This window comes from Chryseobacterium sp. S0630 (genome assembly GCF_024158915.1).
Lineage (GTDB): Bacteria > Bacteroidota > Bacteroidia > Flavobacteriales > Weeksellaceae > Chryseobacterium.
Genome location: NZ_JAMZGF010000016.1, coordinates 16,932 through 32,519 on the forward strand (window position 1 = coordinate 16,932; position 15,588 = coordinate 32,519).

The 15,588-nt window shown below is 37.5% G+C and carries 9 protein-coding genes; 1 reads left to right on the plus strand and 8 read right to left on the minus strand.

Annotated features, from left to right (window positions below; genetic code table 11):
• Nucleotides 1–236: 236 nt before the first annotated feature.
• Nucleotides 237–2,501 carry a glycoside hydrolase family 3 C-terminal domain-containing protein gene (locus NK356_RS09470; RefSeq protein WP_253316833.1) on the plus strand — a complete coding sequence of 755 codons (2,265 nt, stop codon included), beginning with the start codon at nt 237–239 and terminating at the stop codon, nt 2,499–2,501.
• Nucleotides 2,502–3,148: 647 nt separating this feature from the next.
• Here the strand turns inward: NK356_RS09470 and NK356_RS09475 are convergent.
• The 8 genes from NK356_RS09475 to NK356_RS09510 form a co-directional block, all read right to left on the minus strand.
• On the minus strand, nt 3,149–5,335 hold the full coding sequence (locus NK356_RS09475; protein ID WP_034696934.1) for a TonB-dependent receptor: 2,187 nt from the start codon (nt 5,333–5,335) through the stop codon (nt 3,149–3,151).
• A gap of 381 nt (nt 5,336–5,716) precedes the next feature.
• The gene (locus NK356_RS09480; protein WP_034696933.1) at nt 5,717–6,268 is read right to left on the minus strand and encodes a DUF2652 domain-containing protein; all 552 of its coding nucleotides are present in this window, start codon (nt 6,266–6,268) and stop codon (nt 5,717–5,719) included.
• A 59-nt stretch (nt 6,269–6,327) separates the two neighbouring features.
• A complete protein-coding gene (locus tag NK356_RS09485; protein ID WP_253316834.1) occupies nt 6,328–7,740 on the minus strand; it encodes an efflux transporter outer membrane subunit in 1,413 nt (470 codons plus the stop codon).
• A 17-nt stretch (nt 7,741–7,757) separates the two neighbouring features.
• On the minus strand, nt 7,758–10,898 hold the full coding sequence (locus NK356_RS09490; protein ID WP_253316835.1) for an efflux RND transporter permease subunit: 3,141 nt from the start codon (nt 10,896–10,898) through the stop codon (nt 7,758–7,760).
• A 9-nt stretch (nt 10,899–10,907) separates the two neighbouring features.
• The gene (locus NK356_RS09495) at nt 10,908–12,053 is read right to left on the minus strand and encodes an efflux RND transporter periplasmic adaptor subunit (RefSeq protein ID WP_253316836.1); all 1,146 of its coding nucleotides are present in this window, start codon (nt 12,051–12,053) and stop codon (nt 10,908–10,910) included.
• A 216-nt stretch (nt 12,054–12,269) separates the two neighbouring features.
• Nucleotides 12,270–13,184: an AraC family transcriptional regulator gene (locus NK356_RS09500; RefSeq protein ID WP_253316837.1), complete on the minus strand. Its 915-nt coding sequence runs from the start codon at nt 13,182–13,184 to the stop codon at nt 12,270–12,272.
• Nucleotides 13,185–13,261: 77 nt separating this feature from the next.
• Nucleotides 13,262–14,008, minus strand: coding sequence for a metallophosphoesterase (locus NK356_RS09505; RefSeq protein WP_253316838.1), 747 nt, complete (start codon nt 14,006–14,008; stop codon nt 13,262–13,264).
• Nucleotides 14,009–14,128: 120 nt separating this feature from the next.
• Nucleotides 14,129–15,517, minus strand: a complete 1,389-nt coding sequence (locus NK356_RS09510; RefSeq protein WP_253316839.1) for an MFS transporter — start codon at nt 15,515–15,517, stop codon at nt 14,129–14,131.
• Nucleotides 15,518–15,588: the final 71 nt, after the last annotated feature.

Genomic DNA, 15,588 nt, shown 5'->3' on the forward strand with positions numbered 1-15,588 from the left:
GATTCTAGATTCGGGATACGAGTTTCGAGTTATGGGATGCGAGGTTTCGGGATTTGGGTTTTCGCTTTTCACTCGCTAGATTCTCTACACTTTTTCCGCATTTACAAATACAATATTTAATAATAAGCTGTCTGCAAATTGGTAGACGGTTTTTTATTCGTTAAAATTTTATTTTCTCAATTTGAGATAATAAAAAATTTTCTTTATTTTTGCTGTAAATCAAATAGAAAGGCATTATGTTAAAGAAAACCGTCATTATAAGTTTACTCACCTTTATTTCTGCTTCTTATATGGCTCAGACAAGTAGTACTCTCCCCGCTTATTTAGATGAATCAAAACCTGTAGAACAGCGTATTCAGGATGCATTATCAAGAATGACACTGGAAGAAAAAGTGGCCATGCTTCATGCACAGTCGAAATTCAGTTCACCGGGTGTTCCGAGATTGGGAATTCCTGAATTCTGGACAACAGATGGGCCTCACGGGGTTCGTCCTGAAGTAATGTGGGACGAATGGGATCAGGCCGGATGGACCAATGACTCTATTATCGCCTACCCTGCCCTGACTGCTTTATCCGCAACATGGAACAAAAAAATGTCATGGAACTATGGAAAAGCGTTAGGTGAAGAAGCCCGCTACAGAAAAAAAGATATTCTTCTGGGACCTGGAGTTAATATTTACAGAACACCACTGAACGGAAGAAATTTCGAATATATGGGTGAAGATCCTTATCTGACTTCAAAGATGGTGGTTCCTTATATTAAAGGAGTGCAATCTAATGGTGTAGCCACTTCTGTAAAACATTTTGCCCTGAATAACCAGGAAATGTTCCGCCATACCAGTAATGTAAATGTAGATGACAGAGCGCTGTATGAAATTTATCTTCCTCCTTTCAAAGCAGCTGTAACAGAAGGTGATTCATGGACCATCATGGGAGCTTATGACATGTACAAAGGTCAGTATGCCAGCCAGAATCAGTATCTTTTAAACGATATTTTAAAGAAAGAATGGAATTATAAAGGTGTAGTGGTATCTGATTGGGGCGCTGTAAACAATACAGAACAAGCCATCCACAATGGTCTTGACCTTGAATTCGGGTCATGGACGAACGGACTTTCTGCAGGAACTAAAAATGCCTATGACAATTATTATCTGGCAAAGCCTTATCTTGATTTGATTAAAGCAGGAAAAGTAGGTACGAAAGAATTGGATGACAAAGTAACAAGATTACTTCGTCTTGCTTATAAAACAACAATGAACCGTAACAAACCTTTCGGAAATATTGCTTCTGAAGAGCATAAAGCGGTTGCTAAAGAAATCGGAGAAGAAGGAATTGTTTTATTAAAAAATCAGGGGAATATTCTTCCAATTGATATTAATAAAGCTAAAAAAATAGCAGTTATCGGAGAGAATGCTATTAAAATAATGACTGTTGGTGGAGGTTCTTCTTCATTAAAAGTAAAATATGAAACACTTCCGCTGGACGGAATCAAAACCAGATTTGGAAAACAGGCAGATGTACAGTATGCAAGAGGTTATGTAGGAGATATCGGAGGTGAATACAATGGAGTAAAATCCGGACAGGATTTAAAAGATTCCCGCTCTGAAGCCGAATTACTGAATGAAGCTGTAGAATTAGCTAAAAAATCGGATTACGTAATTTTCGTAGGAGGTTTGAACAAAGCAGACTTCCAGGACAGTGAAGGAAACGACAGAAAGAGCTATGGGCTTCCATACAGTCAGGATCAAGTGATTACTGCTCTTGCAAAGGCAAATAAAAATCTTGCTGTGGTCTTAGTTTCAGGAAATGCTGTGGCAATGCCGTGGATCAAAGAAGTTCCAACAGTTTTACAGGCCTGGTATCTGGGTTCTGAAGCCGGAAATTCTATTGCTGCCATTTTAGCCGGAGACGCCAACCCGTCAGGAAAGCTTCCGTTTACCTTCCCTTTAAAACTTGAAGACAACTCTGCCCATCAGCTTGGAGAATATCCGGGACAGAAAGATGAGTTCGCTGCAGGAAAAGGAAAAGATCAGAAAAATCCTATCAATATTACTTACAATGAAAGCATTTTTGTAGGCTACCGTTGGCATGACACTAAGAATATAAAACCTCTTTTCAGTTTCGGACATGGATTGAGTTATACCACTTTTGAATTCGGAAAAGTAAAAGCAGACCAGACTATTATTTCACAGGACGGTAAAATCACATTTACAGTAACCGTTAAAAATACAGGTAAAAAAGCAGGAGCAGAAGTGGCCCAGCTTTATATCAGTGATTTAAAATCTTCTGTACCACGCCCTGCAAAAGAGTTGAAAGGTTTTGAAAAAGTATATCTGAACCCGGGAGAGCAAAAAGAAGTGACTTTCACGATTGATAAAACAGCTCTAAGTTATTTTGATGCTCAAAAACACGATTGGGTAGCTGAACCGGGAGACTTTGAAGCACTGATCGGGAATTCTTCTGATGCTATTAAAACTAAAGTGAAGTTTACCCTGAAATAAACGGGAAATTCATTTGAGAATATGCTCTCAAAAAGAATATCTCACATTATATTAATTTATTTGGTTGAATGAAACAGATCCCGAATTGGGGTCTGTTTTTTTTTTATTCTCCAACAGATTTCTTAAGAGCTGCTGAAATTTTTTCAACCATTAAGGAGACTTAAGGTTTTAAGGAACATGAAGGTTCAAGTAAATTTGAATGAAGCAGTATACCTAAAAAATGTCTTTAGACATTCCCTTAATACTCTTAACAGCTTACTATTTTCTTAATGGTTTTAAAATTTGAATGTAGATATTTTCCCACAGATTAAAGAGATCTCACAGATTTCTCTTAAACCATTAAAGAGGTTTAAGTTTTTAAGGTACATTAAGTTTCAAGTAAATTTGAATGAAGCAGCCTCTATAAAAAATATCTTTAGACATTCCCTTAATACTCTTAACAGCTTACTATTTTCTTAATGGTTCAAAAATTACATATAGATTGTTTCTCGCAGATTTAGGAGATTTCGCAGATTTTTTTAAGACAAACATAAAGATCATCTTTCACGAGTTCCCGCTTCTTGCTTCTTGCTTCTAGCTTCCAGCCAAAAATAAAAAGCAGATTCCAATTTGAAACCTGCTTTCATTTTTATCTAACAAATCCTGAATTATTTTCCGCCGCCGCCGTTTTTCTCAACGTCGGTTTTTGTATTTTCTTTTACTTTCTGGTTTCCGAAACGTTTTACGAAAGTAAGGGAAACACCGTACCAGTCCCATTTTGAGTATTCTCTGAAAGTTCCGTCCGGGCTATAAGTCGTGTTATCACCATAAGGTCTTTTAAAGATATTCATCAGCTGCATGCTTAGTTCCATCTGAGTTTTCGGGAATATTTTCGTCACTGAAATATTATGGAAAACATTGGTATTGTTGGCATATGAATTTCCGTTATTCTGATTGGCCAATTCTACCCACGCACTTAGATTAATATTTTTATTGAAAAGATTCGTGTAGGATACGTTGGCAGAAGCTCCCCAATAACTGATATAATCTTTACCCCTTAGATCATTCTTTTGGTTGAAGTCCTTATTATTAATGTAATACCATCCGAATCCGGCATTCACATTCAGTTTATTTTTCAGGAAGTTCTGGTTGGTATTGGCAAACAGGTAATATTTTTCAACCTTTCCATCGAAGTTCCCTGGTAATGAAACTGTTCTTCCGTTTTCCGTAACATAAGTTGTCCAGTAATCCTGATTCGTATGCATATATCTTGCAGAGATAAAATACTTTTTCAGGATTCCTAATTTCAGATAAAGTCGGTCATTCGGATTGGGGTTCAGATAAAGATTTCCTCTGGAATAGGTTCCGTTAATTTCTGGAACGAGGAAAGGATTAAACTCAGAATACCAAGGTCTCCAGATGCTTCGGTTATAGGTAAGACTTAAGTCAAATTTTTCTGAAAAATTGTATTTCAGCAATAGATTGGGAAGAAAAGTTCCGTATGAATCTTTTCTCTCTGTCCCCGCAACATCCTGTCTTACTTTATAATCAATATATTCATAACGTACTCCGATTCTTGTTTCCAGTTTTTTGAAGAATGTCTTACTATAGTTGGCATATAAAGAGCTCAGATTGTCCTCATAATGAAAGGTATCATTTCTCGCAAGATTGTAATATTCTGAATGACTATCATTCATACTGAATCCATACAGGCTATTGGGAATAATATGATTGTTAATTTCCGTTTTCCCTCCTACTTCCATCGTACCGCCGGATTTCCCTAAAGGCTGTGTATAATCTACTTTAAGATAATAATTACGCATCTGATTTGAACTGATAACTCCTAGCTGCTGATTTGAGCTGCCAGTCTGATTATTAATTTGTTTATCAATTAAATTGTCATTGTCATTGCTGGAGTAATTGGTTCCTAAATTAATATCTAAAATTCTGTTCTTTTCTTTATCATAATATTTGTAGAAAGCATTGGTTCCCAGATTACGGTTAAATCCCCATGTATTCTGAGTCTGAAGGAAAGAGTCTCCAGGCTCTCCGTTATTGAAGATCATCCCATTAGATTCTGACAAAGACAAATTTCTGCTCTGTGAATATTCTGCTACAAATCCGATATTATTTTTATCATTCAGTTCAAATTCTGAAGTGGAAGAAATAGAGGGACTTTCGTTTCTCATCACGTTCTCCAAATTGAACTGAGTCAGTTTATTTGTTGCATAACGGTTATCCCATGTTTGAGTCTTTTGTACATAATTTCCGCTATTGTAACCTCCGATAAAGGTTTGGGTAAACTTTTTCTTATGATAGTTTAGGTTGAAGTTCGTGTATTGTGAGTTCTTTGTACTTTGTCTGTTGTTGAGAGAGATGCTTCCTTTTATTCCTTCATCATCTCTTTTTTTAAGGACAATATTGATAACGGATCCTGAAGTTTCATAACGGGAAGACGGGCTTGTAATCACTTCAATTTTCATCAGGTTATCAGCTGGAATTGTTTTAAGGTATTCTTTTAATTCCTTTCCTGTAAAAACCGATTTCCTGTCATTGATGTATACCGTTACCATTTGCCCTTCGGCTTTTACCTCATCATTGTTATCAATACTTACCAAAGGGGTCATTCTAAGAACATCCCATGTTGTATTTCCTGCCAGAATTGCACTATTGGCTACATTAAATACAGTTCTGTCTATTTTCGATTCTACTGTTGGTTTTCTGGCTACCAGTGTAACAGCTTCTATTTCTTTTGCATTTCCTTTTACAGTATCACTGGCTGCAGGAGCTGGAGCTTGCTGAGCCATTGCTAATGAGCCTGTTAATAGTGCTATTGGAAATAATAGTATTTTCATGTGAAATTATAGTTTTATCTATAAGACCACTATCTTGATAATTTCGTTACATCAAAAAAGAAAAAAATTAAAATAAATACTTAACTACCAACAAGATATAAGTACCCAACTTAAACATAAATTCAAAAAAAACTACACATTATTCAATAAAAAGACACAATATAAATCACTTTCATAATAAATATTCTTAAAAAAGCTTTTTACACATAATTTAAATTTAGCGTAAAAAAGTTTTAAAATCCATGATAATTATATGAATATTTTACTTCCAGTTTATATAAATCAATTTTATTCAAAAGGTATTCCCATAAAAAAAGCCCGGATCTCACCCGGGCCGCTAGCAATAGCAAATTTACAAGGAATAATATTAAAAAATATATGCTAGTTTAAATTTTCAAAATAATGGATAACGCCTACTTCTGGTAAACGAAGCGGATCTTTATTAAAATCAGACTCCTTATTTTTACTGCTTTCCAGGAAAGAATTACTGAAAAGTGCATAAGAAGGCTGTTCTGCCACTCCGTTTTTTAAAAGCTGATGAGCTTCCACAATCGTTTTTCCATATAATTTTCTGAAGTTTCCAATATTGTACTGTGAGAAGGATCCGTAATGAACAATAAATTTAAGCGCCAGATCAATTTTTGTGCTTAAACTTTTACTTAACTCCTCTATCTTCCTGTTGAAGGCACTTCTCATCTTCCACAACATGGTTGAAATACTCTGGTAGGATGGATTTTCATCATAACGGTAAAATAAAATGGCATCTCCCTCAATCTCGGAAATTTCAAAATACTGATCGTTCACATCAATCAGTGTAGACAATAATTGCCGCACAATATACTCGCCTGTATACAATTTTGTATTGAACACAAATTCGGTAAATCCGCTGAAATCCGGAATGAGAATGATCCCCTCTTGTATATTTGTCTTCATAATGATAATGGATTAAAAACCTGCTTCGTCATTAGAGACGAAGCAGATTCAATTTTACTTTATTGCCATCCGCCTCCTACAGAACGGTACAGCGCTGTAATGGCATTCAACCTCTGAGTTTTCAGAGAAGCCAGTTCCAGTTCTGCCTGAAGTTTATTCGTTTGTGCGATAATCACTTCTACATACGTTGCTGAATTATATTTAAATAATAAATCAGCTTTCTTCACTGCTTCACCAGATTTTACGGCCAAACCTTCTGCAATCTTCTGCTGTTCTTCCAGCTTTTGAATCTGTACCAATGCATCAGAAACTTCGCCTACCGCTTTTAAAACAGACTGCTTAAAGTTGATTTCCGCCTGATCAGCCAATACTTTAGACTGCTCATACTGTGTTTTCAACTGTTTTCCATTCAAAATAGGCTGTGCGACAGCTCCTGCCACCATTCCGAAAAGTGATCCCGGAACACTGAACCATTTGCTGATCTGGAAGGCATTCACTCCGCCCTGTGCCGTAATATTTAAGGAAGGATACATGCTCATTTTTGCCACATGAATGGCTGCTGCACTTTTTCTGACTTCAAATTCTGCCGTTTTAATATCCGGTCTGTAGCTTAATAATTCAGAAGGAATCCCTGCAGCCATCTGATCCGGAGACTGTACATTGTTCAGGCTTGCACTTCTTTCAATTTTTCCGGGCATAGATCCCGTTAACAGGCTCAAAGCATTTTCCTGGGTGGTCACAGAACTTTCAATGGCCGGAATTGATTTCAGAATCTGATCTTTTACAATTTCCTGCTGCTGTACCGCCAAAGCTGTTGTCAAACCAAGTTCCTGCTGTTTGGTCAAAAACTTCAAAGTATTATCCGCATACGCCAGATTGGATTTTGTAATTTCCAGCTGAGTATCCAGCATTAGTAAATTATAATATCCTTGTACAACAGCAGATACAACTTGTGTTTTTACCGCTTTTGCCGCTTCCTGTGTTTTAAGGTATTCTACCAAAGCCTGTTCTTTTCTGCCTTTGATTTTACCCCAGATATCAGCTTCCCATGAGAAACTCAGAGAAGTTGTATAATCTTCCATATACCTTTTTCCCATAAACTGTCCGGCCATCATCCCGTTCATACTGTTGTCTGAAGGACGGTTGATATTGGCATTGGCAGAAGCACTGATCGTGGGAATATTTGCCCATTTGCTCTGATTGTAAGCCAGCGAGGCAAATTCTATCTGTTTTAAAGCCACCTGAAGATCATTATTCTGCACCATTGCTTTATCAATCAATCCTACCAGAACAGGATCTTTGAAAAAATCTTTATAACTTATTTTAGCAATATTCTCCTGAGAATCCACCACAATACTGTCTGCTCTGAAAGCTTCCGGCATTTTTATTTCAGGCTGTTCATATTTCTGAACCTTACAGGAGATTGCTGTTCCGGAAATGAATGCGATATATGCTATATTTTTAATTTTCATTTTTAAAATCATTTGAATTAATATTCCCAATCTGCATCGGTTACTACTCTTCCGTTGATTCTTTCATGCAATGCCTGGAATACCACAAAAAGAACAGGAACTACAAAAATCCCCAGAATAGTTCCGAAAAGCATCCCTGAAATGGCTGCATATCCGATGGAATGGTTCCCCATCGCTGAAGGACCTACCACGAACAACAATGGAAGTAATCCTGTTATAAATGCAAGAGAAGTCATTAAAATAGGTCGTAAACGAGCTTTTGCTCCTTCTACTGCAGATGCGATAAGGCTTTTCCCTGCTCTACGTCTCTGAATGGCAAATTCTACGATCAGAATACCATTTTTTGCCAGCAATCCGATCAGCATCACCAAAGCAATCTGTACATAAATATTATTGGAAAGCTCCGCAAACGTAATTCCTACAAACACTCCGGAAAGTCCTACCGGAATCGCAATCAATACTGCCAATGGAAGAATATAACTTTCATATTGAGCAGATAAAAGGAAGAAAACAAACACAATACATAATCCGAAGATCATGACAGATTGTGAGCTTGAACCTGCTTCTTCACGGCTCATTCCTTTGTAATCATAAGTATATCCCGGAGGAAGCACCTGCTTACTCACTTCTTCAATAGCTGCCATAGCCTGTCCGGTACTGTATCCCGGTGCTGCCATAACCGTTAAGTTTGATGAGTTGAATAGATTGAAACGGTCTACTACTTCAGCGCCTGTCACCTGTTTCAGACTTACCAATGTATTGATAGGAACCATCTGACCCAGATTATTTTTAACGAAAATTCCGTTCAGGGATTCTTTATCCTGTCTTGTTTCCGGCGTAGACTGCACCAATACTCTGTAATATTTCCCGAATCGGTTGAAATCAGAAGCCTGAATACTTCCATAATAGCCCTGCATTACTCCCAAGACATCGGAAACGTTTACTCCAAGCTGAGCAGATTTCACCTCATCTACAAGCACTTCAAACTGTGGATAAGTAACATCAAACGTAGTAAATGCTACCGCTACCTCAGGTCTCTGCATTAAAGCGCCCATCATTCCGTAAGAAATATTTCCTAAATTCTGAAGTTCTCCGTTGGTGCGGTCCTGAAGCACAAGTTCCATTCCACTGGTATTTCCGAAACCATCTACCGTTGGCGTATTAATCACAAGGAAATTGGCTCTTTTGTCCTGAGAAAGCATTCCCTGTGTTTGTCCTATGATGTCGTTGATATTATTGACAGGGCCTCTCTCACCTCCTTTTTTTAATTTAACAAAAATAGAAGCAGCCGAAGATGACATGGAACCACTGAATAAGTTCAATCCGTCTACTGAAATTACTTTATCCACTGCCGGATTTTTCATCAATAAATCTTCCGTATCAGAAACCACTTTAGAGGTTCTGTCCTTTGAAGCTCCGGGAGCAAGGTTAGCCGTTACAATAATGAAACTCTGGTCTTCATCCGGAATAAAACCTTTAGGCGTTGTCATAGACATCCATGCAAACAATCCTCCGAAAGCTACAATAATAACCAAAGCCACCCATTTTCTTTTTAATAGGAACAATACAGCTTTTCCATAACGGAAAGTCAGTTTATTGAAACTTGCATTGAAACCTGCAAAGAATCGGTCTTTAAAATTCATTTTTTCATGCGTTCCCGGATGGTGTTGTTTTAAGAATAAAGCACACAAAGCCGGACTCAACGTCAATGCATTGACTGCTGAAATCACAATGGCAATCGCCAGCGTCAGTGCAAACTGCTGATAAAACAACCCTGTAGAACCACTCATAAAGGCTACCGGAACGAATACTGCAGACATAATCAACGTGATGGAAACAATCGCTCCTGTGATTTCACTCATTGCCGACATGGTAGCAGCTCTCGGATTAAGTTTTTTATGTTCCATTTTAGCATGAACAGCTTCTACGACTACAATCGCATCATCCACCACGATACCAATGGCGAGTACTAATGCAAACAAGGTCAGAATATTGATAGAGAATCCGAAAACCTTCATAAAGAAGAATGTTCCCACAATCGATACCGGAACTGCAATTGCCGGAATCAGCGTAGAGCGGAAATCCTGAAGGAAGATATACACCACAATAAATACCAGAATAAAGGCTTCTATCAGGGTATGAATTACCTGTTCTATGGATTGATCCAGGGCATCTTTTGTAGCATAAGGAATTTCATAATCCATTCCTGCCGGAAAAGATTTTTCCAGCTCCTTCATTCTCTCCTGAAGCGCAATCTGTACTTCATTGGCATTGGATCCTGCCATCTGGAAGATCGCCATCGTTACGGATGCTTTTTTATTATAATTCGAAGAAACTGTATAACTGTACGCTCCGAATTCTACTTTGGCGATATCTTTTAATTTTAAAACAGAACCATCGTTCAACGCTTTGATCGTGATATTTTCATATTGTTCAGGCTCTGTAAATTTTCCCTTGTAACGAAGCACATATTCCATCACTTCTTTACTTCTTTCTCCTAATCTTCCGGGTGCTGCTTCAAGGTTTTGGGTCTGAATAGCACGGGAAACATCAGATGGCGTAAGATTATACGAAGTCAGTTTATTCGGATCCAGCCAGATACGCATAGAATAATCTTTATTTCCGTATACCATGGCATCTCCTACCCCTTTTACCCTTTTTAATTCCGGAACGATATTGATTTTCGCATAGTTTTCAAGGAAAAGATCACTCATCGTACCATCTTTACTGGTCAAAGAGACCATGGCAATCATACTGTTCTGTCTTTTCACCGTAGTGATTCCAGCCTGAATTACCTCAGCAGGAAGCTGGTTGGTTACCTGAGCCACTCTGTTCTGAACGTTAATGGCTGCCTGATCAGGATCTGTTCCCAATTTGAAAATAACCGTAATACTCAACGTACCATCATTACTCGCCGTGGAAGTAATATAATCCATATTCTCCACTCCATTGATGGCATTTTCCAATGGTGGCGCTACAGACCTGGCAATGGTTTCAGCATTAGCTCCCGGATAAGCAGCTGTCACCATAACGGTAGGAGGCGCAATGTCCGGAAATTTTGTAATCGGAAGGCTTACCATCCCGACGATCCCCAGAATAACAAGCAATACGGAGATAACCGTTGCCAGTACGGGTCTTTTTATAATTTTCTTTAACATGATTTCTTCTTAGGATTTTTTCTGTTGAGCATTTTTCTTTTGTGCCACGACAGGAGTTCCCGGATGTAGACGGTCAAAACCGCTGGTGATATATTCATCTCCAGCCTTAAGTCCTTTGGCTACAATGAAATTGTCCCCGGCTTTTCCATTCACTTCTACAGGTAGCATGGCTGCTTTCCCACCCTGAATGGTAAATACAAAAACTTTATCCTGAATGGTTCTGGTAGAGGCAATCGGAAGTAAAACAACATTGCTGTAGAACTGATCCAGTACAATTTTCCCGGTGTTTCCGCTTCTCAAAAGATTGTTGGGATTGTTGAATTTTGCTCTTAGCGTGATAGATCCGGTTGTTTTATTAAACTGACCTTCCACCGCATCAATCTTTCCTGTCTCTGCATATTTTTCACCTCCTGAAAGCAATAATGAAACTGCCGGAGTATTTTTGATCACCTCATCAATACTGCTTCCGGTGTACTGTTTCTGGAAATTATTAAAATCATTTTCACTCAGACTGAAATACGTATATACCTGATGAATATCTGACAATAAAGTAATCGCCTCCTGATTACCCGGCGTCATCAAACTTCCCAGACGATAGTTGAATCTTCCGATAAATCCGCTTACCGGAGCTTTAATGGTAGAGAAGTTTAAATTAATTTTTGCAGATTCAATGGTTGAGGTAGATTGACTTACCGCTCCTCGTGCCGCATTATAAGCTGCCTCAGCTTCTTTTACCTGAATTTCTGAAACCATTTTGTTCCTGAACAGTTCTTTTTTTCTGTCCAGATCAATTTTAGAAGTGGAAAGATTCGCCTGAGCGGTAATCAAAGATGCCTGAGCACTTTTCAGCTGCTCACGGAAAACCTGATCTTCAATTTTGAACAACGGTTGACCTGCTCTTACAAAATCACCTTCATCTACAAAAATTTTGCTTAAATATCCTGTTACCTGAGGTCTTATTTCCACATTGGAAACACCCTCAATAGATGCTGCATATTCTCTGGAAACAGAAGCGTCTCCCTGTGTTACTTTTGCCACAGGTAATTCCGGCGCCTGCTGCTGATAGCCCTGGTTTTGATTATTTTTCCTGCACCCTGCCAATACGATCAGTGAGAGGAAAAGTAGAGTTGATTTTTGAATAAAAAATCTTTGCATAACAATAGTCCTTTTAAATTTCCGCACAAAAATCGAACGAAAAAAATTCAATAGGATTATTCGAAAAACTCCTTGTTTTGTCAAAAAGACTCCTTATTTAAAGAAACATGAGAAATATCATTTATAGGCAATATAAATAACAATATTTACTATTTTCAATCATATTACAATATAATTTTGGTGAAAAGACACCTTAAAACCACAAACCATTGATTATCAATACAAATCATCTTTCCTGTATTCCAATGGAGATTTCCCGGTGTGTTTTTTGAAGAATTTACTGAAAGAAGCCTGATCTGAAAAGCTAAGTTGTGAAGCGACCTCACTGATATTGAGGTTGGGATTTTTCAGCAAAAGCCTGGCTTCAACGGCTAAAACCTGATGAATAATATCTCTTGGTGATTTAAAAATCGCTTTATTAATCACTTTTGTAAGATATTTGCGGCTTATAAAGAGCTTATCTGCATAAAACTGCACATTATGTTCGTCTTTAAAATGTTCCTGAACAAGCTTGAAGAAACTGGTTGAAAGCTCATCTTCTCTATGAGTTACCACATGGGGTTTTTCTATCTTTTTAAAATGATTATCAATCTCAAAGATTACCAAAGAAAAGTGATGCCAAATCATTTCATTGAAATAATAATTATCTTTTTCTTTATTATTCAATGCCTTAAGTTCATCGAGATGAAAATTCAATTTTCTGTATACATCCGGTTCCTTTCTGATGATGTGAGTAGGATCTGAAGACAGGCTTTTGAGAACATTATTTGATTTATAATTAAAACCTGCGTCAGAAATGAAATCCAGTGAAAAGAAAATATATTTTGCCTGGTAATCATCAGCAATTCTATTCACCCAAAACGTTTCTGAAATAGGACAAAATATAATATCGCCCTTAGAAACTTCATAGCTTTTATCATCCAGCGTAAATCCCACATTTCCTTCCTGTACCATAAAAATACAGAAATAATCTGCCCGGTAAGGCATATTAGGTTGTATGATATAGTTTGCCTTATCAATTTCCATCACCACAAATTCCTTGATTCTAAGATCAAACTCCACTTGCTGAAGCACTTCATCAAAAGCCAGCTGTGAAACAAAATCAGGTTTTGGTTGGGATTTTTTAGGCATTGGAAAGAAAATTAAACACGAAGGTAGTGGAAAAAGAGCCAAAAAGCCCAATAATCGATTTCACTTTTTATTGTTTGCTAAACAACAATAAGCAATTCCTTATCATATCCGTTATATTTTTCATCAATATAGCCATGAGGATTACAAATCACTTCTGTTTCGTCGATCTTATATCTGCATGGCGTATGAATATGCCCATGAATCCAGTATAAGGGTTGGTATTCTTTAATTACATCTTCCAAATCTGAAGCATAGGCCGCTGTTAACGGATCTTCTTTGTAATGTTCAGGAACTGATTGTATGCCTGGTGCATGATGGGTAACGACAATATTTTTAAGTCCTTTTGAGTCTTCAAGACTTTCTTTTAACCATTGTTTTGAAAGCTGATGAATTTTAAAGGTATCCAAAGTTCTCATTTTCGAATAAGAAGGATCTCTTTTGATCATTTTATAATCGTTCATTTTGGGCTGACAAAGCATTCCGTACTGAACAGGATTTCCAAAGATTGAAAAATCCGTCCATAAGGTTGCCCCATGAAAACGAATTCCATCAATATCTACAAATGTATTTTCCAGCACATGAACATTGGTATCCAACGCTGCGTCCTTAATTTTATTGAGTGTTTTAGGGTAAGAACCTTTATAGTATTCATGATTGCCCAAAACATAGATTACAGGTTTATTGGATATTGTTTCTTTAATCCATTCTATTCCTTTGATTCCCAGATTGACATCGCCTGCCAACACCACCACATCCGCTTGATCAAAACATAATTCCGTACTTCCAAATTCCCGATGAAGATCGCTGATGACCCGTATTTTCATGATATATAGTAAACAGCAAAGGTAATGAAGGGAAACAGAATAACAAAAATCAAAAAAAAGAACCGACACCTAAGCACCGATTCTTTCCTCATATAGTTTGTGTATTTTTAAGGCCGCTTGTTATAAAACGGCTACTTCTGTCTGCTTCACTTTTACGCTTTTCAATATAAAATAAAATAACATTCCGAGCGCCAATAAAGCATAGCTGATCAAAATAATCAGATTCAGGCTTCCGACTGAAAGTTCTGATGGAAAGATCTGACTCATCAACGTCATGAATGACAATCCAATACCTGCTCCCAGAAAGTAACTAGTAGAGCTCAAACTTGATGCCAACCCGTAATGCGCAGGTTCCACGTCCTGAATTCCCATCACTGAAAGTGCGGTAAAACAAAATGTCATTCCTACTCCGGAAATACATGCAGCTCCCAATAAGACCATTGTTAACGGATGTCCGGTATAAACAGAAATCAAGAGTAACAAACCTCCAGTCAGCATGAAAGACCATCCTAAAACTCCCATCTGGGAAGAGCTCAGGCGTTTTGATACGTGTGGCAGAATAAATTTAGCCGTCAAAGCAGAAAGAATACTGAACGGAACAAGCATTAATCCTGCAGAAGCAGCACTATATCCCATATCTTTCTGAAGCATCAGTGAAATCAGGAATAAAAACCCGATAAAAAACGCTCCCAAGGTAAAGAATACCGCATTGGAAACCACTAAAGATCTATGTTTAAACAATTTTAAATCTACCAAAGGCTCAGCAACAGATTTTAAACGGTAGTACACCATAACAAGCAGTACTAATGCTAAAACCAAAGAACCTACTACCAGGAAAGGCTGTTCTTTAATATGAATCAATTCATGAGTTCCGTAAGTCAGACTTAAAAGACCTAATACCATCAATATTCCTGAAACCATATCTGTTTTCTGAGCGGTTTCGCTTTTTTCATCTTTTGGCAGATAATAGTATGATAATATCAATGTAATTAAAAGAATAGGAACGTTAATCAGGAAAACCCAATGCCAGCTTAAATAAGTACTGATAATTCCTCCTACGGAAAGTCCGCTTCCGGAACCAATAGCTGCAAATGAACTGAAAATTCCGATAGCACGGTTTCTTTCCTGTTCTCCTCTGAAGGTATTGGTCACAATCGATAATGCAGAAGGCATCACTAATGCAGCTCCCAATCCCTGCAAAGCACGGAATATAGCCAGCACTTCAAAGTTTTGAGATAATCCTGCTCCTAATGAAGTCAGCATAAAAATCAGTGCTCCAATCAGAAACATTTTCTTTCTTCCGATCTGATCTGAAAGCTTTCCTCCAATGATCAGAAATCCTCCAAAGAATAACACATAAAGCGTCTGCAACCACTGAACGGTCTCTGCTCCGATCTGAAACTGCTGTTGAATGGAAGGAATGGTTAAATTAATAATGGCAATATCCAACGCCTCTACAAATGTTCCTACCGATGCTAAAATTAATATTAAATTCTTCCTTGTATCCATGTTTCAAATTTCCTGCAAAATTAAAATTAACAGAACGTATTTAAAAATTTAACCTTAAATTTGGAACAATG

Bases quoted from the DNA above. Each gene is read 5' to 3' on its own strand.
- NK356_RS09470 (WP_253316833.1), top strand. From the start codon at position 237: ATGTTAAAGAAAACCGTCATTATAAGTTTACTCACCTTTATTTCTGCT.
- NK356_RS09475 (WP_034696934.1), bottom strand. From the start codon at position 5,335: ATGAAAATACTATTATTTCCAATAGCACTATTAACAGGCTCATTAGCA.
- NK356_RS09480 (WP_034696933.1), bottom strand. From the start codon at position 6,268: ATGAAGACAAATATACAAGAGGGGATCATTCTCATTCCGGATTTCAGC.
- NK356_RS09485 (WP_253316834.1), bottom strand. From the start codon at position 7,740: ATGAAAATTAAAAATATAGCATATATCGCATTCATTTCCGGAACAGCA.
- NK356_RS09490 (WP_253316835.1), bottom strand. From the start codon at position 10,898: ATGTTAAAGAAAATTATAAAAAGACCCGTACTGGCAACGGTTATCTCC.
- NK356_RS09495 (WP_253316836.1), bottom strand. From the start codon at position 12,053: ATGCAAAGATTTTTTATTCAAAAATCAACTCTACTTTTCCTCTCACTG.
- NK356_RS09500 (WP_253316837.1), bottom strand. From the start codon at position 13,184: ATGCCTAAAAAATCCCAACCAAAACCTGATTTTGTTTCACAGCTGGCT.
- NK356_RS09505 (WP_253316838.1), bottom strand. From the start codon at position 14,008: ATGAAAATACGGGTCATCAGCGATCTTCATCGGGAATTTGGAAGTACG.
- NK356_RS09510 (WP_253316839.1), bottom strand. From the start codon at position 15,517: ATGGATACAAGGAAGAATTTAATATTAATTTTAGCATCGGTAGGAACA.